The 20,455-nt window shown below is 28.2% G+C and carries 19 protein-coding genes and 1 tRNA gene; 1 reads left to right on the top strand and 19 read right to left on the bottom strand.

What is annotated here, in order from left to right:
- Positions 1 to 71 precede the first annotated feature (71 nt).
- From NNC19_RS05320 to NNC19_RS05335, 4 genes are all read right to left on the bottom strand, one after another.
- Entirely contained in the window at positions 72 to 1,424 is a 1,353-nt protein-coding gene (locus NNC19_RS05320; RefSeq protein WP_310937586.1) for a hemolysin family protein, read from the bottom strand.
- A 94-nt stretch (positions 1,425 to 1,518) separates the two neighbouring features.
- Entirely contained in the window at positions 1,519 to 2,286 is a 768-nt protein-coding gene (locus NNC19_RS05325; RefSeq protein WP_310937587.1) for a hypothetical protein, read from the bottom strand.
- A gap of 112 nt (positions 2,287 to 2,398) precedes the next feature.
- Positions 2,399 to 2,584 (bottom strand): hypothetical protein, encoded by a 186-nt coding sequence (locus NNC19_RS05330; protein WP_310937588.1) that lies wholly within the window; start codon positions 2,582 to 2,584, stop codon positions 2,399 to 2,401.
- A 250-nt stretch (positions 2,585 to 2,834) separates the two neighbouring features.
- A tRNA-Gln gene (locus NNC19_RS05335) sits at positions 2,835 to 2,909 on the bottom strand.
- A gap of 196 nt (positions 2,910 to 3,105) precedes the next feature.
- Between NNC19_RS05335 and NNC19_RS05340 the strand changes: the two genes are divergently transcribed.
- The gene (locus NNC19_RS05340) at positions 3,106 to 3,432 is read left to right on the top strand and encodes a hypothetical protein (protein WP_310937589.1); all 327 of its coding nucleotides are present in this window, start codon (positions 3,106 to 3,108) and stop codon (positions 3,430 to 3,432) included.
- A gap of 107 nt (positions 3,433 to 3,539) precedes the next feature.
- Here NNC19_RS05340 and NNC19_RS05345 read toward each other — a convergent pair whose 3' ends face one another.
- The 15 genes from NNC19_RS05345 to NNC19_RS05415 form a co-directional block, all read right to left on the bottom strand.
- Positions 3,540 to 3,692 (bottom strand): zinc-ribbon domain-containing protein, encoded by a 153-nt coding sequence (locus tag NNC19_RS05345; protein ID WP_143318132.1) that lies wholly within the window; start codon positions 3,690 to 3,692, stop codon positions 3,540 to 3,542.
- A 240-nt stretch (positions 3,693 to 3,932) separates the two neighbouring features.
- Positions 3,933 to 4,580, bottom strand: a complete 648-nt coding sequence (locus NNC19_RS05350; RefSeq protein ID WP_310937590.1) for an epoxyqueuosine reductase QueH — start codon at positions 4,578 to 4,580, stop codon at positions 3,933 to 3,935.
- Positions 4,581 to 4,616: 36 nt separating this feature from the next.
- Positions 4,617 to 6,455 (bottom strand): asparagine synthase (glutamine-hydrolyzing), encoded by a 1,839-nt coding sequence (asnB, locus tag NNC19_RS05355; RefSeq protein WP_310937591.1) that lies wholly within the window; start codon positions 6,453 to 6,455, stop codon positions 4,617 to 4,619.
- 218 nt (positions 6,456 to 6,673) lie between these two features.
- The gene (locus NNC19_RS05360) at positions 6,674 to 6,877 is read right to left on the bottom strand and encodes a cation transporter (RefSeq protein ID WP_310937592.1); all 204 of its coding nucleotides are present in this window, start codon (positions 6,875 to 6,877) and stop codon (positions 6,674 to 6,676) included.
- A gap of 16 nt (positions 6,878 to 6,893) precedes the next feature.
- The gene (locus tag NNC19_RS05365; RefSeq protein WP_310937593.1) at positions 6,894 to 9,113 is read right to left on the bottom strand and encodes a heavy metal translocating P-type ATPase; all 2,220 of its coding nucleotides are present in this window, start codon (positions 9,111 to 9,113) and stop codon (positions 6,894 to 6,896) included.
- A gap of 14 nt (positions 9,114 to 9,127) precedes the next feature.
- Positions 9,128 to 9,394, bottom strand: a complete 267-nt coding sequence (locus tag NNC19_RS05370) for a metal-sensing transcriptional repressor (RefSeq protein ID WP_310937594.1) — start codon at positions 9,392 to 9,394, stop codon at positions 9,128 to 9,130.
- Between the two features lie 712 nt (positions 9,395 to 10,106).
- Positions 10,107 to 10,925, bottom strand: a complete 819-nt coding sequence (gene speD / locus NNC19_RS05375; protein WP_310937595.1) for an adenosylmethionine decarboxylase — start codon at positions 10,923 to 10,925, stop codon at positions 10,107 to 10,109.
- Between the two features lie 158 nt (positions 10,926 to 11,083).
- Entirely contained in the window at positions 11,084 to 11,974 is an 891-nt protein-coding gene (locus tag NNC19_RS05380) for a metallophosphoesterase (protein ID WP_310937596.1), read from the bottom strand.
- A 109-nt stretch (positions 11,975 to 12,083) separates the two neighbouring features.
- The gene (locus NNC19_RS05385; protein ID WP_310937597.1) at positions 12,084 to 13,118 is read right to left on the bottom strand and encodes a DUF4474 domain-containing protein; all 1,035 of its coding nucleotides are present in this window, start codon (positions 13,116 to 13,118) and stop codon (positions 12,084 to 12,086) included.
- A gap of 545 nt (positions 13,119 to 13,663) precedes the next feature.
- A complete protein-coding gene (locus tag NNC19_RS05390) occupies positions 13,664 to 14,380 on the bottom strand; it encodes a DUF421 domain-containing protein (RefSeq protein ID WP_310937598.1) in 717 nt (238 codons plus the stop codon).
- A gap of 107 nt (positions 14,381 to 14,487) precedes the next feature.
- Entirely contained in the window at positions 14,488 to 15,186 is a 699-nt protein-coding gene (locus tag NNC19_RS05395) for a response regulator (RefSeq protein WP_310937599.1), read from the bottom strand.
- 4 nt (positions 15,187 to 15,190) lie between these two features.
- Complete coding sequence (locus NNC19_RS05400) at positions 15,191 to 16,765, bottom strand: sensor histidine kinase (protein WP_310937600.1); 1,575 nt, start codon at positions 16,763 to 16,765, stop codon at positions 15,191 to 15,193.
- Positions 16,766 to 16,905: 140 nt separating this feature from the next.
- Positions 16,906 to 17,877 (bottom strand): 2-keto-3-deoxygluconate permease, encoded by a 972-nt coding sequence (locus tag NNC19_RS05405; RefSeq protein ID WP_310937601.1) that lies wholly within the window; start codon positions 17,875 to 17,877, stop codon positions 16,906 to 16,908.
- Between the two features lie 23 nt (positions 17,878 to 17,900).
- Positions 17,901 to 19,073: a malic enzyme-like NAD(P)-binding protein gene (locus NNC19_RS05410; RefSeq protein ID WP_310937602.1), complete on the bottom strand. Its 1,173-nt coding sequence runs from the start codon at positions 19,071 to 19,073 to the stop codon at positions 17,901 to 17,903.
- Positions 19,074 to 19,281: 208 nt separating this feature from the next.
- The gene (locus tag NNC19_RS05415) at positions 19,282 to 20,454 is read right to left on the bottom strand and encodes an ABC transporter permease (RefSeq protein ID WP_310937603.1); all 1,173 of its coding nucleotides are present in this window, start codon (positions 20,452 to 20,454) and stop codon (positions 19,282 to 19,284) included.
- Between the last annotated feature and the right edge of the window lies 1 nt (position 20,455).

Consider the following 20,455-nt stretch of genomic DNA (forward strand, 5'->3'; position numbering starts at 1 on the left):
ATATTCTGTTTTTTCTCAATAATCTATCTTTAATATGAATAAAATAAAAATAAAGAAAAAACACAAAACATCTAATTATTTATCATCAGCTCTTTGTCTTGATACATACTATGTTCAAATTGAATTATTACCTTCTCAATTCTTCTATCATTAACTTCATGTATCTTAAATATTACTCCATAATACTCTATAATTTTTCTATCATCTTTTGATGGGATTTTGCCAATTAAACTTATTAAAAAACCACTTAAAGTATCTATATCTTCAACTTTAAACTTTATATTTAACTTTTCTTCTATATCTTCTAAAGGTGTAATTCCTTGTACTAAGAAAGTATTTTCAGCAATTTCTATTATACATTCTTCTTCATCATCATATTCATCATTTATTTCTCCCATAATTTCTTCTACCAAATCTTCTATAGTTACTATTCCTGAAAATCCACCATACTCATCTATTATTACTGCAAGTTTGCTCTTAGAAGCTTTCATCTCTTTAAATAAATCCTTAACTTTTTTACATTCAGGAATAAATGTAGGCTCTATAAGAATATCCCTAATATCAATATTTCCAAACCCTTTATTCTTTGCTTCTATAATAAAATCTTTCATATAAAGAATTCCTATAATATTATCTATATTTTCCTCATAAACAGGTATCCTTGTGTATCTATTTTCTAAAAGTTCATCTATATAATCATTTAATTCATCATCAATGTCTATACAATAAACTTCTGTTCTTGGAGTCATTACTTTATCAGCTCTTTTATCATCAAACTCAAGAATTCCATCAATCATTTCTTTTTCATTTTCATTTATAGTACCACTAACTTGCCCCTCTTCCAAGATTGATTTAATTTCTTCCTTTGTTACTTTTTCATTCAACCCATCTTTATCTAATCCTGTTATCTTAACTAAAAAGTTAGTTGATATAGCTAAGATTTTTATAAAAGGTGATAATATCTTAGAAATAAATATTACAGGTCCAACAAAAACAATAGCAATCTTTTCTGAGTTATTTAAAGCTAACCTCTTTGGAAATAGCTCCCCAAAAACAAGTGTAAAATATGACAGAATTATAGTTACTCCAACAAAAGATATTTGCTCTCCATAAGGGACATTTAAACTTGTTAAAAATTTTCCAAGTTTTTCTGACACTCCTGTAGCTGCACTTGCACTTGCAAAAAATCCAGCTAATGTTATTCCAACTTGAATCGTTGATAAAAATTTAGTGGGATCTTCTATAAGCTTGCAAACTACTTTTGCTTTTTTATTTCCTTCACTTGCCAACATTTTCAGTTTATTTTTATTTACTGATACTATAGCCATTTCTGCTGCTGCAAAAAAAGCATTGATTAAAGTTAATGCTATCAATAATACTATATATATAATATTACTAGCATCCGGTCCAGGTCCTTCGTCCATTTTTTCCTCCATTTATCCTTTATATATTCTCTGAGTCTTTTATTTATCTATAAATATTATACCATATTTTTCAATATCGTCCTATATTTTATAACTAAGCTATCCTTTTTACACCTATCCATAGCTTTGATAAGACAATAGTACTTAGTATAGAAATAACTCCTATAGATAATAAAGCAATAAATATAAAATTATACGCATATATAAATTTAATTATGAGGTTTGTGTCAATTTTTAAGTTAACAAAAGCAAAAGCTATAGTCATATTTATAAACAACAAAGTTATTGCGCCAAAGTAACTATTTTCTATATCTGGTTTACTTAAAGACATATGTGAACTTATCGAAATAGCCAAAATTATAAAAATCCAAAATTTATAATTTGATATATTTTCAATAGAAAAAATACTTTTTAGTACATCTCTAAAATTAAATTCATGTATATTTATCATATTAAATATAGTATTAAAAGTGTTTGGAATTAAAAACTTACTAAGTACCACTATTATAATACTTCCTATAAATAAAGGGCCTATCCCTATAAAAAAATCTCCTACTCTCTGATATAAATTATTGTGCCTACTATGTTTAACATACCCTAATGTTCCACCTCTTCCAACTGCACTTGGAATAAACCACTTAACTTCTACTACTTTATGCATAAATAATTTACACATTACATAATGTCCAAATTCATGTATAGGTGTCCCTATGAATGATGTTATATATAATCCTGTTTTCCCAAAAGCAGTATAAATATAATTTATACTTTTTTTATTTAACCAACCAATAAAAAAACCTAATATAATAAAAACTCCAATCATACCAATTGTTAAATATAACCCTAATTTTATTACTTCCATTAAACTATTTCTCCTATCTATATCTATTATATTAACTAATATTGTAAACTAAATTTATAGCAATTATATGTCATTCTTATTAATTTAAAGATATATTAATTATAAACTTAATTTACTTTTCCTTATCTATATTTTCTCTTTTATATAATTTATTATCTTTAATGAACTGTTCTTGTTTTTCATTTTTTTTAATTTTAGGCTGTACCTTCTTTGTAGCACTATGAATAAATACTATAATCAAGCCAACCAATATGATGTAGATAAATCCCCCCAAAATTACCCAAGCTGCAAACTTCATACTCTACCTCACTTTTTTTATTAATTTTATTATTCACACAATATGATTTTATATTAATTTTATGATATTTTAAATAATTTACTTTTTCAACACTCAAAAATACTTATCACTTATTGTTTTAAATTATTCACTAATATTAAAGGGCTATACTTTTTCATTCTATTTAATAGTATAAAAAAAGAAGGTTAACATTCTCAGTGTGTTAAAATTCAACCACTAAAAACATTTATACCTTCTCTTTCCTTTAAGTTGGCTAGGGTAAGAGGATTTGAACCTCCGATACTCAGAGTCAGAATCTGATGCCTTACCACTTGGCTATACCCCATCATGAAAATTATTATACCACATTTTTCATAAATTACACACATATTTCATATTTTTTTATAATTTATTAATAATCTCCATTTCAAATTTTAAATAATTATTCATCAAATTTCACATTCACATTAGTATCAATATATACATAAAATATATTAAGACCATAAAACTAACAAAATTTTATTATATGAGGATGATGAACTATGGGTAAGACAGAATATAGGCCTAGTATAGAAGAGGAAGCCTTATTCAATGAAGGAACAAACTGTTGTGAATGCAACGAAAATTATGAAGAAGAAATAGCAGATCTTATTCATTTCATATTAAGAGAATTATGCGAAGTTGAAAAAGATGTTGATAGAATTGAAAAAGCTTTTATAAAACTTGCTAAAATATTAGTAGATGAAGCTTGCTTAGATGAAGATGAAACTCAAGCTATTTGCACTGTTGCTAAGGATCTTAAACTTCTTGATTGCTTGGTTACTAAAACAATAAGAGATATGAAATGCTTAAGAAAAGTTATCCTATAATTTACAAAATCACCAATACCTACGGTATTGGTGATTATCCTAAATTATCCTCATATGAAAAGGCTATAAGAGAAATCTCTTATAGCCTTGCAACATTCATCTAGAAACTATCTTCTGTTGTTTTGTTGCTTCTTAGCTCTTCTGCAGTCTGGACATCTCTTTGGTTCGTTTTCGAATCCTTTTTCCTTGTAGAACGCTTGTTCTCCTTCAGTGAAGATAAATTCCTTACCACAATCAACACATACTAAAGTTTTATCCATTTTAATTCCTCCAATTTAAAGACCATTTCGATTAATGAATCCTAAATCGGAGAACATTATTATCTACTGAATCTTTAATTTTCTATTTTTTGTATTACTACAATATAATATTAACATACATATATATAAATTGCAAGAAAATTTTCTTAATTTCTAACTTGAAACACTTGTAACTCTAATGCTTCAATTCATTGGTATCAGCCTATCTTAGGCTATATTCTCGCTTTAGAATTATACTATTTATTCCAATTTACTATTCTCCATTTGCTCCATTCTTTCTCTTTTTGAAAAAACACATCCACAATAATCTTGTCTGTAAAGATTATATTCTTTAGAAAGCTCTATGGAACGTTTATAACCGTTTTTCTTCTTAAAATCAGAGAATAAATACTTAGTTTCATGTATCTCTGCTAATTTCCATCCTATTTCATTTAACTTTTTTGCATTCTTGTGAGGACTTATTGTTAATGTTGTTGTGTAGTAGTCAAAATTTTCTTTTTTACAAATGGCTGCTGCTTCATTAAGCCTTAATTCATAGCACTTAAAACAACGTTCCCCACCTTCTTTTACATTTTCCAATCCTTTTGACATATTATAAAAACTTTCTGTATCATATTTTCCTATAATAAAATTTATATCATGCTTAGTATTAAGTGAAGAAATAAACTTTTTCTGTTCTTCAACTCTTCTTAAATACTCTTTTTCTGGATATATATTAGGGTTATAAAAAAACACTGTTATTTTAAAATAATTAGATAAATATTCTAAAACATAGCTGCTACAAGGTGCACAACAACTGTGCAATAACAAAGTTGGAACCTCATTCTCTTTAACTAATTTATTAATAAGAGAGTCAAGTTCTTTTTGATAGTTTATATTAATATCCATATTAATTTCAATCCTTCTTAAGTTAATTTTATATTATTATACCACGTCTTTCCCCTCAATATAAATCTGATGCCATAAAGAAAAAATAAATATAGTCCAAATTTTTCTTGAATTATCTTTTCTATCTTTTATATGCTCATCTAATAAATGCATAACATAATCTTTATTTATATAGTTATCTGTTTTTGAATCTTTTATAGTTTTTTTTACTACCTCTCCAAGCTCACTCTTAAGCCATACCCGTATTGGTGTTGGAAAACCTAACTTTTTTCTATCTACCACATGTTTAGGAACTAGACTTCTAAAAGCATCTCTAAGTAGTAACTTTGTATTTTTCCTTGAAACTCTTTTCCTTAAAGGTATTTTTTCTGCCACCTTTAAAACCTCTTTATCTAAAAATGGTACCCTAAGTTCTATTGAATTAGCCATAGACATTTTATCTCCCTTAGCTAAAATATCTCCACTAAGCCAAGTATGAATATCTACATTTTGCATAGTTGTAACATAATCATATCCTTTTCTTCTGCAATTATCATATATTTCTTTTGTTACTTTTTCATAATTATTATCCGAATTATAATTTATTAAAACCTTTTCTGCCTCATTATTATCAAATATCTTAGCATTTCCAATATATCTTTCTTCCAAAGGAGTAGTTCCTCTTAGAAAATAATCCTTTCCTTTTATTTTAGGTAATTTTCTTACAAAAAACTTAATAAATCGTTTTATTAAGTTAGGTAACTTAATTATTTTTTTTAGTGGAAAATACTCTTTATAAATGTTGTATCCTCCAAACAATTCATCAGATCCCTCCCCAGACAATACAACTTTAACATGTTTACTAGCTTCTTTCGATAAGAAATATAGCCCAACAGCCGAAGGATCTGCAACTGGATCATCAAATTTATATACTACATCTTTAATAGCATTAATATAATCCTCTTCCCCTACCTTTATGTGAATATTTTCAATACTTAATTCTTCACTAGTTTTTTTTGCTACATCTATTTCGTCATATCCTTCTACATCAAACCCTACTGTAAAAGATTTAATCTTAGGATTTTTTTTACTAGCTATAGTTGCTATAATCGATGAATCTACTCCACCAGATAAAAACGCACCTACTTCAACATCAGAAATCATATGCGAATTTACTGAATCAACCATAACATTGTAAACATCTTGTTTATCTATTGTATCATCTGCTTGAAAATTAATTTTATGATAGCGCTGAAAATTAATTTCATTATTAATAATTGTAAAATAATGAGCTGGAGGAACTTTTTTTATTTCCTTTATCATCGTATCCTCGCCTGGAACATATTGAAATGATAAATATTTTTGAAGACTATTCTCATCAACACTTGGATTTTCAATTAGTGCGACTAAAGCCTTATATTCAGATGCAAAAGCTATTAGATTTTCATCATTTATATAATATAACGGTTTTATACCAAATTGGTCTCTTGCCCCAAATATCTCTTTTGTTTGTCTATTGTAAATTAAAAAAGCAAACATTCCTCTTAAATCATAAAGTAATTTTTCCTTTTTTTCTATATAATCTGTAAGTAATACTTCCGTATCTGAATCAGTTTTAAAATCATATCCTTTCAATTCCAAGTTTTCTTTTATATTTTTATAATTGTATATCTCACCATTAAATACAATTTCATAAGAATCTTTTTTAAAGGGTTGATGTCCATTTTCTAAATCAATAATACTAAGTCTTCTAAACCCCAAAATAGAACTATCATCCTCATAAATCCCTATATCATCTGGACCTCTATGCTCTATATATTTTAAACATTCTATAACTTTTTCCTTATTTAATTTGAAGGAATTATTCTTGATGAAAACTGAAACATAACCACACATACTTCACTGATTCCTTTCCACTTTTAAGTGCTTTTGTATTAAATAGTAGTATTTTAGCATTTACAATATTTATATGTATCACTTTTATAGATTATTAGTTCTTTAATTTTGTTTGCATATTTCATTTCTATCTACAATATATGATTTTTAATTAAATTTGATAAAAAATAAACCTTTTAAAATAGACTATCTATCTTAAAAGGTTTATCACAAATTAACTATTCAATTCCAACAACATCATAGCCTTCTTCTTCTATTACTTCCTTTAAAACTTCATCAGCAACTGTAGTTTCAACTATTGCACAATTATCTTCTAAACTGACTTCTATTGAAGATACTCCTTCTACTGATTCTAATGCTTCTCTAACATGAGCTACACAGTGACCACAACTCATTCCTTCAATTAATAATTTCTTTTTCATACTTATCTCCTCCTATCTAAGCTTTAAATTTTCTAAGTCTTAAAGCATTAAGCAATACTGATACTGAACTTAAACTCATAGCTCCTGCAGCTATCATTGGATTTAGTAATGGTCCTCCAAATATATGAAGTACTCCCATGGCTACTGGGATTCCCAAAATATTATAGCCAAATGCCCATCCCAAATTTTCTTTTATATTTTTAATAGTTGCTTTACTTAATTTAATCGCAGTGGCTACATCTGTTAACTCACTTTTCATAAGTACTATATCTGCAGATTCTATAGCAACATCAGTTCCAGATCCTATAGCTATCCCTATATCTGCTTTAGCTAGTGCTGGGGCATCATTAATTCCATCCCCAACCATAGCAACTTTTAGTCCTTGTTCTTGAAGCTTAGCTACTTCATTAGCTTTATCTTCTGGAAGAACTTCTGAAAGAACTAACTCAATCCCCACTTGCTTTGCTATAGCTTCAGCAGTTTTTTTATTATCACCTGTAATCATGGCTACTTTAATTCCTAGACTCTTAAGGTTCTCAATTGCTTTCCTACTATTTTCTTTAAGAGTGTCTGCAACAGCAATTATTCCCTTAAAATCACCATTTACAGCAATATACATTGGTGTTTTTCCCTCTTCAGCAAGTGTATCTGATTTTTTATTAAAATCTTCTATTCTTATATTCTTCTCTATCATTAGTTTTTTATTTCCTAAAAGAATATCTTTATTTTCAATTTTAACTTCAATTCCATGGCCAGGAAGAGCATTAAACTTTTCTATTTCCTTTAACAGTAATCCCTTCTCCTCAGCTGCCTTAACTATAGCTTCACCCAAAGGATGTTCCGAACCTTTTTCTGCACTTGCTGCTAATGTAAGTATTTCTTCTTCTGTTATATTATTTACTAAAATATCAGTAACTTTAGGTTTTCCCTCTGTAATAGTCCCTGTCTTATCAAATACTATGGTATTCAGCTTATATGTAGTTTCTAGAGCTTCTCCACCTTTAATTAAAACACCATTTTCTGCACCTTTCCCTGTTCCTACCATTATGGCTGTTGGGGTAGCTAACCCCAATGCACATGGACAAGCTATTACAAGTACTGAAATAAATATTGTAAGTGCAAACACGTTACTTTCCCCTGCTAATTTCCACGCTAAAGATGATATTAAAGCAAGCCCTATTACTATAGGCACAAAGTAAGATGATATTACATCTGCAAGTTTGGCTATTGGAGCTTTAGAACCTTGCGCATCTTCAACTAGTTTTACTATTTGAGCAAGAGCTGTATCTTTTCCAACCTTTGTGGCTCTATATTTTATAAATCCTGTTTTATTTAAACTCCCTCCAATAACAGTACTTCCTATTTCCTTTTCAACAGGAATACTCTCTCCTGTTAGCATAGATTCATCTATTGATGTATTGCCTTCAATAATTTCTCCATCAACAGGCAACTTTTCTCCAGGTCTAACTATAACTATATCAGAAACATTAACATTTTCAGCTTTTACTTGCAGTTCTCTTTTATTTCTTTCAACAGTTGCAACTTTTGGTGCTAATTCCATAAGAGCTTTTATAGCTTCTGATGTTTTTCCTTTAGAAACTGCTTCTAAATATTTTCCTAATGTTATTAAAGTCAATATTACAGCTGCTGATTCAAAATATAAATTCATAGCATACTCTGTTTCACCTTGAGCTATTTTAAATACAGAAAATACTCCATATAAAAATGCTGATAATGTTCCTACTGCTATTAATGAATCCATATTAGGACTTAACTGAAAAATATTTTTTATCCCAACTTTATAAAACTTATAGCCTGTAAACATAACCACTAAAGTTAAAAACATTTGTCCTAAAGCAAAGTTTAATGGGTACATCATAGGATCAATTGTCATCGGCAAATGCAAACCTATCATATGTCCCATGCTTATTATAAGTAATGGAATAGTAAAAATTATTGATATAACAAACCGTCTAAGTAGCTTAATCCATTCAGCATCAGAATTATCTTTATCTCTAATTTTGCTTTCTTCTACTAGTTTATATCCTGCTTTTTCTACTACTTCTTTTATATTTTCATCACTTATTAGCTCATTATTCATTGTTAATGTTAATTTTTCTGTTGCAAAATTAACACTAGCATTTTCAACCCCTTCTAGCTTTTTTACAACTCTTTCAACTCTGTTTGAACATGCTGAACATGTCATTCCTTCTACTAAAAAAGTTTTGTTTTCCATATCTTCCACCTTCTTTATTTTGACATAACTTTTTCTAAAATACTTATTATTTCTTCTATCTTAACCTCTGCATCATCTGTTTTACATGCATCTTTGACACAATTATGCATATGGTTTTTTAATATAATTAAGTTTGATTTCTTAAGTAATGATTGTGCTGCCATTATTTGATTTGATATATCTACACAATATCTTTCATCTTCTATCATTTTTATTATGCCTTCAATTTGACCTTTTGCTGTTTTTAAAGATTGCATTGCTTTTTTTCTTTCATTATTCATATTTTCCTCCTCTACCCCCCTGGGGGGTGTCTCTTAAATTCATTATATTCTTTTTTTTATTTTCGTCAAGTACTATTTTTATAATTGAGCGAACTGTTTTATAAGATTTTTTCAAAATAAAAAAACACTCCTCTATATTTATTTCATTAGAAAAGCTCGTAATTTCTAATGAAACAGTTATAAAGGAATGTCAGGTGTAGGCTAATTAATTACATAGCAATTTTTTGCTTTCAATTGCTAGTCCATCTAATTTTATCACAATCTCACCTTATTTTTAACCTTTTTCTAAAAATAAGATACCCACATTCTTAATTGTAATTTTTTATTTTAAAGTTTAAATAAATTAACAGCTAACTTGTAGTACCCCCCAGTAACATAAGTTAATTTCCAAATTTTTTATTTTCATTTGTCATAATGATTTTATTAATTTATTTTCGTAAAAATTTTATAATTAATCCCCATTACAGTTATTTATTAAACTTTTCAATAAATCCTTACTTATATACATTTATTATACAATATTTTTTCTATATCTTAATTATACATAATTTTCATTAAGTTTCAATTTCTTCTCACAATGTAATTCTGCCTAATCTTTAATTTATCATTTTTTCATTTCACGATATTATAAAACACTTTCACGACTAATGTAAATTAATAAAAAAAGGCTGCCTCATTATAATTTTGAGACACCCCTATATAATTATCCATATTAATATATATTGGTTCCACTAAAAATCTCTATCATCTCTTTACGTAAGCTATTTGTAATATCAAGTCGTTCTTGAGGTTTTAACTCATAGACATCCTTCTTAAAAAGATAATTTTGAAGTTCAATTTCTTTTATAAGCATTTTGGTATGAAATATGTTTGATTGATATACATTTATATCCATGGCATCATATTTCTTCAAAGTGCTTTCATCAATATAATCTTGTATTGATTTTATTTCATGATCTATAAATAGCTTTTTTCCATCAACATCTCTAGTAAAGCCTCTAACTCTATAATCTATAGTTATAATGTCAGAATCAAAACTTTCTATCAAATATTTTAATGCATTTAAAGGAGAAATTTCCCCACAAGTAGATACATCAATATCTACACGAAAAGTAGCAATTGAATTGTCTGGGTGATATTCTGGATAAGTATGAACAGTTACATGACTTTTGTCCAAATGTCCAACTACAGAATCTCTTGTTTTCAAGATTTCAATTTCACCATGATTACAAGATTGATCAACCAAGTGAACTGGTAGTGCTTCTTCTGTAATAAGAATTGTCACACTAGCACCTTGCGGTTCATAATCTTGCTTTGATACATTAAGTACATGCGCACCTATAATCTCAGTTACATCACACAGAATATTTGTAAGTCTTTCTGAATTGTATTGCTCATCTATATAAGCAATATAGTCCTTTTGTTCTCGCTCACTCTTTGCATAGCATACATCATAGATGTTAAAGCTAAGTGTTTTTGTGAGGTTGTTAAAGCCGTATAACTTCAGCTTGTTTTCCAACCCTAACATCACACCCTTTCTAAATTAAAATTCTATAGCAATGCAATTATACTATATCATTAGTTAAAATTCTACTTAAATATTCATATTAATCTCATTAGTATATATTACAAATTTATAGAACATTAACTTTTTATAATTTCTTTAACTAATCTTTATTTTATCCCATATTATTTGAAATATTCTCTTATTTTTCTTGGACCTGCAATTATATCTTTCCCTATATATAAAGTCCCATCATCTTTTGTTTTAACACTCCACTTTACTAGCAATATATCGCCATGATCAATTTCTATTGATGTTATACATCTTGGATGAACACAACTTCCATCATTAAAGTAAGGTACTTCATCTACTTCAGGAAAAATAGGTTTATGAGTATGTCCTGCTATTAACATATGCTTTTCTTTTTTTACCCAATTTATAAGCTTATCTTCAACAGCAACTTTTTTATCATAATTTTTAGCTGTGCTAGTTGGATCATTAACCCCAAAAAGATTAAGTGGTCCCCATAAATATCTAACTAAAAATCTATTTATTTTCCAAAGCCTATCATTAAAAATACTTACCTGATGCCCATGAATTAATAAAATTTCATCTCCAGTAACCTTATGCTTTAATATCAATCCCTCATGAATTTTCATATTATTAAATAATAAAAACTCCTTATTTTCACGTTCATCAAAATATTTATATAAATTCTTTTTAACAAATTCATCATTCTTTTTCTCTATATCATGATTACCATAAATAAAATGAATTCTCCCTTTATTATAAAACTTAGATAATAGCCAAAAAATATCACTATGGGTGTGTATAATGTCTGAATAATTTTTATTCTTCCAAAGCTCATCTCCATCTCCTAGCTCTATATATGTGAAATCTTCTTCATAATAGTATGTTAAAGCAGCAAAGAAAAGATTTTGATTATTTGAAAAATCATCTGCCCAGCTTCCATTTCCTCTATGACAATCACTTAATAATACTATCTTTGAAGAATCATCAAATGAAATTTTTTCTGATGAATTAAAAACTTCAGATATACGTTTTGAAAAATCCATTTGTTACCTCCATGTTTAACTTTCTCTTATACAGTTACAATATATTTTATGCATTTATTCAAATAGTGACTTTATAATAAAAGCAGGAAACTTAATTCCTGCTTTTACTTTAACTTAAATATCCTCTGATTTTATCAAATATTTTAAACAGCTCTTTAAAGTTTCCTATATTCAAGAGCATCTCATATATCTCAGGTGCTTCTTCTGCAATTGCATTTATTTTATCTTCAATATTATTATAAGGCCCAACTATCTCATTATATTTACTACATAACCACTCATTTTTTCGTTGAATTATATCATCTGTATCTTCTGTTCTTGTATGTGGCTGAGTTGAATGTGGTTTATAAAAATTCAAACTTATCGTATTCCCTTTTCTCTTTATTTCTTTCTTTGAATAGCCTACGTTTATTAATGCATCTACAAAAGCTTTACTCATAATATTATCCTTTAAAGTAATTTTCAAAAGCATTGTAAGATCTGAAGGCTCAGAAAATTCTCCTAATTTAAATCCAGTTAACCACCAGTGTTTAGCTGATCTTTGAAATAATATTTTCCCATTTTTAATTAATGTAAATGACATATTTAGCCTGTCCTTATTATCTATACAACGATAAAATGTTCCATTAAAAATTCCTTCTATATCTAAATCTTCTGCTTGTGCCTTATATACTCCGATTTCACAACCAGTAACTAAATCATACTGCCCCTTCCAAAATTCTATGAGCCATTTTTCACCTTCATATTCAAAATATATAGGCTCACAATCTATAATCATTCCTAAAGGTGCTGCTGCTTCATCATATAGATGACAATATCCAACATCTCTCTGCCATACATCCATATTATAATAAAACATATCTTGATTTAACTCATAAGAAAAACCAGCCATTTTTATTAAATTATCAAAAGCTTCAGTATTTTTATTGTTTTTTGTTTCCAACTCATCACCCCTCCTCTTTTCTAATTTTGACACTGAACTTATTAATTGATGTATTTCAATTACCAAAATAGCAATAATAATTAAAATAACTATTACAAGAATCCATATTCCTAACTCTTTAACAAATTGCAAATTGTTATTTTCTGGATTATTAATAATATATGATATCATTCTACTAATCAAACCAAATTCATTTAGCATATAACTTCACTCCAAAATATTGTTATATACCATAATATTCCTTTAAGTGTGCTTATGTTAAACTATTTTGCTTTAACAATACATTTTATAATCTAAAATTATCATAATATTGTAAATATTTCAACATATACTTATGCTAAAATTCTCTTAATTTAATGTTAAAATATATATTTTTTTATTTTTTATGTAAAATAATCTATATAATTATTATAAGATATTCATGTTACAATTTATATCTTTTAAATTTAATTACCACATGTATATTTAATTAATATAAAAGGAAATGATACTATATGATCTATACTTTTAAACCAAAGATGGCTCATAAGAAAGAAGTTTTCAATGGGATTGTTACATACTTTATTAAGCAGGCAAGCAGCTTCTGACTATCTTTACCATAGGTTCTGATGCAGGTGCTCTAGGTTCAATTCCTATAACCTCCTACACTGAACATTTGAAAAATTTAACTATAATTTAGTACAAGCCATTTTATACAAAGATAAATAAAGAAATGACTAAATTTGATTATTTGAAAAGCCTTTTCTTTATTTTAACACATTAAATACAACTTGATTCTTATGTTTAAGTTGTATTACTATATTCCCAAGGTTATCTATACTTGCCAACAACACTTCCTTTGAAGAAGCAATTCTTCTTTTCTTAAGTTCCTTAGTCAGCCATTCCTCATTTTTGTTAATTTGCTCTAAATTATCATAAAGAATATATCCGTCAATAATTAACTCTGTTTGAATTCCATACTTATTTGATTTTATATTCATATCTTCCAAAGTAACTGGTTTCTTTTCTGCTTTAAGTAATATACTAACCTTTCCACTAGTCTCCAATATTGCATAATCTATTTCTGAAACATCAAATACTCCATTTAATCTACATTCCTCTAATAAATCATTTACACTAAATTTTGATTTTTTTAAATTTTCCTCAATAAATTCACCATTTTGAATAAGTATAGTAGGAACTCCTCCAAATATTTTTCTAGGCAAAATTCCAAATAAGGATATCTTTGATACAACTATAGCACATACAGCATATACTATAAGTGAAATAATTCCATAATCATAATGTATACTTTCATCAACTGCAAATGAAGCTGCTATAGAGCCTATGGAAATTCCAACTACATAATCAAAAAAAGTTAAATTTGCTATATGCTTTTTCCCCATAATTCTACTCAATGTAAATAAAATGATAAATGATGTTATACTTCTAATTATTATATCTATATCCATAATATAATCCATATGTGAACAAACACCCCTTATTAACTTTTTATACTTATCTTTCCTAAAAAAATATATTATATTCTAAGCAAAAAGGCTGATAGTAAATAATCCTATCAGCCTTAATGCTATAAACTACCAGTCAACTTATATTTATATAATGGTCTTCCAACCTTGCCATATTCAACAACCTTATCTAGATCTCCTTTTTTACTCATATAATCAAGATATTTTCTAACAGTAACTTTTGCTAAACCAAGCTTTTCTGCCAATTCTTCAGCAGTAAAATATTCTTCCTTAATATATTTAAGCTCTTCTACAATTGATTTATATGTATATTTATTTAACCCCTTTTCAATGTTACTTTTAACTTCATCATAACTTAATATATTATTTTTTGTATTTAAAATTAATTTATCAAGTTCAACTTGTTCAATTGTTTTTGATTTTTTTAATCCTTCAATTCTTTCTTCAAATGATTTGAGAGCTTCCTTAAATCTTTCAAATGTAAATGGTTTTATTAAATAATCCACAACTCCATATCTAAAGGCTTCAGTAATCCTATCAATACTTTTATCTGCAGTAATTAATATTACATCTGAATTCATTTCATTTTTCCTAAGCCATTTTAAAAAATCCATTCCATTTTCATTTGGAAGAAAAACGTCTAAAAGAATTAAATCAATAGATTCTTTTGATAAAAATTCCTTTGCTTCTGTAAGATTTACAGCAGCTTTTTCTAATGTAAATCCTTCAACTTTATTTAGAAATTTAGAATTAATTTGCATCACCATAGGATCATCTTCTATAATCATCGTTCTAATCATTTAATTACGCCCTTTCCATAGGTATTGATATAATCCATTCTGTACCATCATTTACTCTAAAAACAATAGTTCCTTTTGCTTCATCAATAATTTTCTTCACTATATACATTCCAAAACCACGACTACCTTTTTTAGTTGTAATTCCTATTTTATAAATTGATTCCTTTATACTTTCTGGTATACCCTTCCCATTATCCTTTATATTAATTTTTATATTACCATCTTCTTCATATATTTTCACATATATTTCACCAGTTCCATCATTATTAACCTCATCAATAGAATTTTCTATTAGATTTCCAACTACTGATACTAATTCTTCTGAATTCATATATTGAGGTAACTTAGTTATATTTGAATCTTCATCAATTACCAACTTAATTCTAGATTCCTCACACTTACTATATTTAGCTAATATTAAAGCTGCTAAAGATGCATCTTTTATCTTATCAGATATTATATTAGATATATTTTTTTTACTAGCTGCTATAACATTAATAAATTTAATTGCTTCATTATATTCTTCTAATTGAATAAGTCCTGAAATTGTGTGAAGTTTATTCATAAATTCATGATTTTGAGCTCTTAAAGACCATGCCATTTTCTTAATTCCTGTTAATTCTTCTGCCATTTTACGTACTTCTGTTAAATCTTCAAATGTTACAACTAATCCTAAAATTTGATTATCAAATCCTTTTATAGAACTATGCTTACACATAATATTAAGTCCTGGCCTAGCTTTTATTTGTACATTCCTTTTTGGTTTTCCACTATTAAAAAACACCTCAACCATACTATCATAGGTAAAATCAGTAATAGGACTTCCTATATCACTTTCTTTTAATCCTAAAATCCTACCTGCTTCTTCATTAAATAATGTTATACATCCATTGTTATCTAAAGCAATTATTCCTTCTTTAATATTTTCAATTACAGTTTCTTTTTGTTTTAAATTTAAAGCTATCTCTTCTGGCTCAAGACCAAATATAGATTTTTTTATATTATAAGAAATAGCAATTGCACCTGAAACACCTAAAATTAGTCCTAATATTATAATTGGTATGAATTTATACATTTTTGTGTATACTTCACTATCAAATTTATTATAAAGCATTCCTACTGCTACTGCACCTATCTGCTTATTATTATCATCATAAATAGGAGAAAATGCTCTTACTGAAAGTCCAAGAGTACCACTTCCAGTTGATATATATTCTTCACCATTTTTTAATACTCGTTCTTCATCTCCACCTGCAAATCTCTCTCCTATTTTACTTTTCACTGGATGTGAATATCTTATGCCATCCATATCCATAACTACTATAAATTCAACATTTGTCTTGATTCTAGCTTTTTCTATTTCATCATTTAATAAATCCTTAGATATATTTTCATTTCTCTTCAAGTATTCCTTTACTTCATATGTTGATGCAAAGGAATTTGCTATATTTAACATATTTTTATCTATTTGATCCCTTAATAAATTTTTCATTTGAATATAAGATAAAATAGTTATACTTCCAATAGAAATTATAAGAATTCCAACTACTAAAGATATAATTTTATCTTTTAGTTTCATATTATCACCTTCAAGTTAACTTTTTAAATTTATTATATATATTTTAGAGCTTAATTATAAGTAATAAAATAAGCCGTGCAAATTAGAAATTTTACTTTCTTTACACTGGCTTATTACTTACATCTACTTGTCTACTTTTATCAAACAGCAGCTTCAGTATTTAACTTTTTCAATTTATTCTTTTTAATTAACTTGAATGCATATGTAACAATAAATGGACAAACAATGGCAGATACTACACATGCTGCTGCAACTTGTGCTGTAGCTACTGTTGCTATAGCAGCTAATGTTGGATCTGCAGCTGCAACAGCTGCTGGTGTTGCTACTGCATTTCCTGCAGTTGATCCTGTTGCCAAACCAATTATTGGCTCTTCTTTGAATAATTTTAAAAGTATATATGCTCCTATTCCAGTAAATGCAGCTACTACTCCTAGTATAATTCCTGGAATTCCAGCTTGCACAATTGTTCCAAGGTCCATACCTGCACCTAGTGGGAAAGAAAAGAATGGAATTAATAATAATTTACTGCTTCCAAGGAAAGCTCTCATGTCAGAATCAATATTTCCTAAAATCATACCTATTACTATTGGAATCATTACCGCTATAAGTGCTTCAAAAGGAACTTGAGCAAGCCCTGATGCTCCTAATGCAACTAATGTAAAAAATGGGCCATCTTTTAATGATAATATAGCATATGCACCTACATCTGTTTCATCTCCATATTGTGAAGCAAGAGATGCATATAAACCGCCATTACAATTTGTTAATGCTGCAAGGATTGCAAGTGGTGATAACCCTAATACTCCTGCTGCTCCAAAAACCTTTCCTACAATTATACCAATACCTGCACCTACTATAAATTTACCTGTTATTAATAATGCCCCCTTTTTCAATGCTTTTGGTGCTAACTTGAAATTAATTTGTGATCCAATTAGAAACATGAAACACGCTAAAATTGTTGTCGATGCTGTTTTACTGAATAATGCCGTTGTAAATCCTCCAATTTTAAGGAACTGTGGGAAAAATGTATTAGTTAATACACCTAAGAAAAGTGGAACAACCATCATACCGCCTGGAATTTTGTCAATTGTTTTTTTAATTGGAATTTGCATAATGATACCCTCCTAAAATTAAATTATTTTCTTGCAACTCCACTTTTTCTTGCTGCATCAGCAATTGCTTCAGCTACCTTTGTAGCAACATTTTTATCTAATGCACTTGGAATTACATTGTTCTCATTTAACTCTTCATCTTTTATGTAGTTAGCTATTGCATAAGCTGCTGCAATCTTCATTTCTTCATTGATTTCTTTTGCTCTAACATCTAATGCACCTCTAAATATTCCTGGGAAAGCTAGTACATTATTAACCTGGTTTGGAAAATCTGATCTTCCTGTACCTATTACTCTTGCACCTGCTGCCTTTGCTTCATCTGGCATTATTTCTGGTGTTGGATTTGCCATGGCAAATATTATTGCATCTTTATTCATTGATTGTACCATTTCAGTTTTTAATATTCCTGGAGCAGATACTCCTACAAACAAATCAGCACCTACTAAAGCATCTGCAAGACTTCCTTTTATATTATCTGGATTAGTTATTTCTGTTAAAGCTTCCTTAGCATCATCAATTTTCTCCATTCCTCTATAAAGAATTCCTACTTTGTCAACTGCAATTAAATTTTTAACTCCTGATGATAACAGAAGTTTAGCTATAGCAGTTCCTGCTGCCCCAGCACCATTTACTACTACTTTTATATCTTCTAACTTCTTATCAACTACCTTAAGTGAATTTATAACACCAGCAAGCACTACTATTGCTGTTCCATGTTGATCATCATGAAATACTGGAATATCCACTACTTTTTTCAATTTCTCTTCAACTTCGAAGCATCTTGGCGCTCCAATATCCTCTAAATTTATCCCTCCAAAGGTTGGTGCAATCAATCTAACAGCGTTAACGATTTCATCAACATTCTTAGAGTCTACTAATATAGGAAATGCATCAACATCTGCAAATTCTTTAAATAATATTGCTTTTCCCTCCATTACAGGCATCCCTGCCATTGGTCCTATATCTCCAAGTCCAAGTACTGCACTTCCATCTGTTACAACTGCAACTAGATTTCCTTTAGCAGTATACTTGTATACGTTTTCTTCATCTTCATGAATTTTTCTGCATGGCTCTGCAACTCCTGGTGTATATGCAAGACTTAAATCATCTCTTGTCTCAACTTTTACTTTAGATGTTACTGTAATCTTCCCTTTATTTTCCTCGTGTAATTTTAAGCTTTCTTCAAAATAGTTCATTTAATACACCCTTCCTTTTTAGATATTTATATTTAAATTTTAGTATTTTTCTCTATGGCTAAATAATATCATCTATTCGGAAATATAAAAATATTCTGTAAATTTAAATATAATATTGTAAATTAAAAAAACTTTGTATACGTTTTAACGAACTTCAAAAAAACAAAAATAGGGCTCCAAAGAGCCCTTAATCTAATCTCTCAATTAATTATTCAAATCTTAAAGCCTCAATAGGATTTAATTTTGACGCTTTAATAGCTGGATACATGCCAAATACAATTCCTACACATACTGAAAACAAGAAAGATCCTATAACAACATTATTAGAAACAATTACATTCAGCTTAAATAAAATTTCCATTCCATAAGAGCCTACAAATCCCAAAATCACTCCTATTATTCCTCCAAAGCCACTAATACAAGCAGATTCTATTAAAAATTGGACTAATATAGTTGTTCGCCTTGCTCCTATAGCTTTTCTTATTCCAATCTCACTTGTTCTTTCTATTACTGAAACAAGCATAATGTTCATGATCCCTATTCCACCAACTATTAAAGAAATCCCTGCAATTCCTGCAAGCATAGTTGTAAAACTTGATGTGGTAGAATTTATTGTATCAAGAAGTGAAGTTTGGTCAAATATTTTATAGCTTTTTGTGTCATTATCATATTTCTTATTAAAAAATAATTGCAAATAACTCATAGCTTCACTTACCATATCTTTATTTTCTGCTTCTACATAAAAATTTCTAATATTTGTATTCATAAGTAACCTTTCAGCTGTAGAAAGAGGTGTTATTATCCTATCATCACTTGAGCCCATTAAGGAACTTCCTGTTGCTTTAATTACTCCAATAATACTGAATTCTACTCCATTAACATACATATTTTTACCTACTACATTTGTTGTTCCAAAAATATTTTTTGCTGTTTCAGTCCCTATGACCACAACTTTATATCTATTTACTTGATCTCTATTATTAATAAATCGTCCATCACTTACTTCAACTTTTCTTATTTCTGCAAAAATTGGAATTGATCCTTGTAAAGTTGTTATTCCTGTTTTATCCTCTGCCTTTATATTAATATTAGGTTGAGTAAGTATTGGAGCAATATCTTTTATTCCTGGTCTATTTTTTAACTGGTTAAATTCCTCGTCTGAAATTGGTTCTGTTTTATTTCCAGTAATATTAACTGTTATAAGGTTTGTCCCCAAGCCTTCTATCATTCCAATTACTTGTTTTTTAGTTCCTTCCCCAATAGCTAACATTATAATTACAGAAGATATTCCTATTATTATACCTAACATAGTTAAAACTGAACGTATCTTATTACTCCACACTGAAGATAGTGAAATTATTAAAAGCTTTGAAAACCTCATA

The sequence above is a fragment of the Clostridium sp. SHJSY1 genome, from assembly GCF_031626875.1.
In the GTDB taxonomy this organism is placed as follows: Bacteria; Bacillota; Clostridia; order Clostridiales; family Clostridiaceae; genus Clostridium.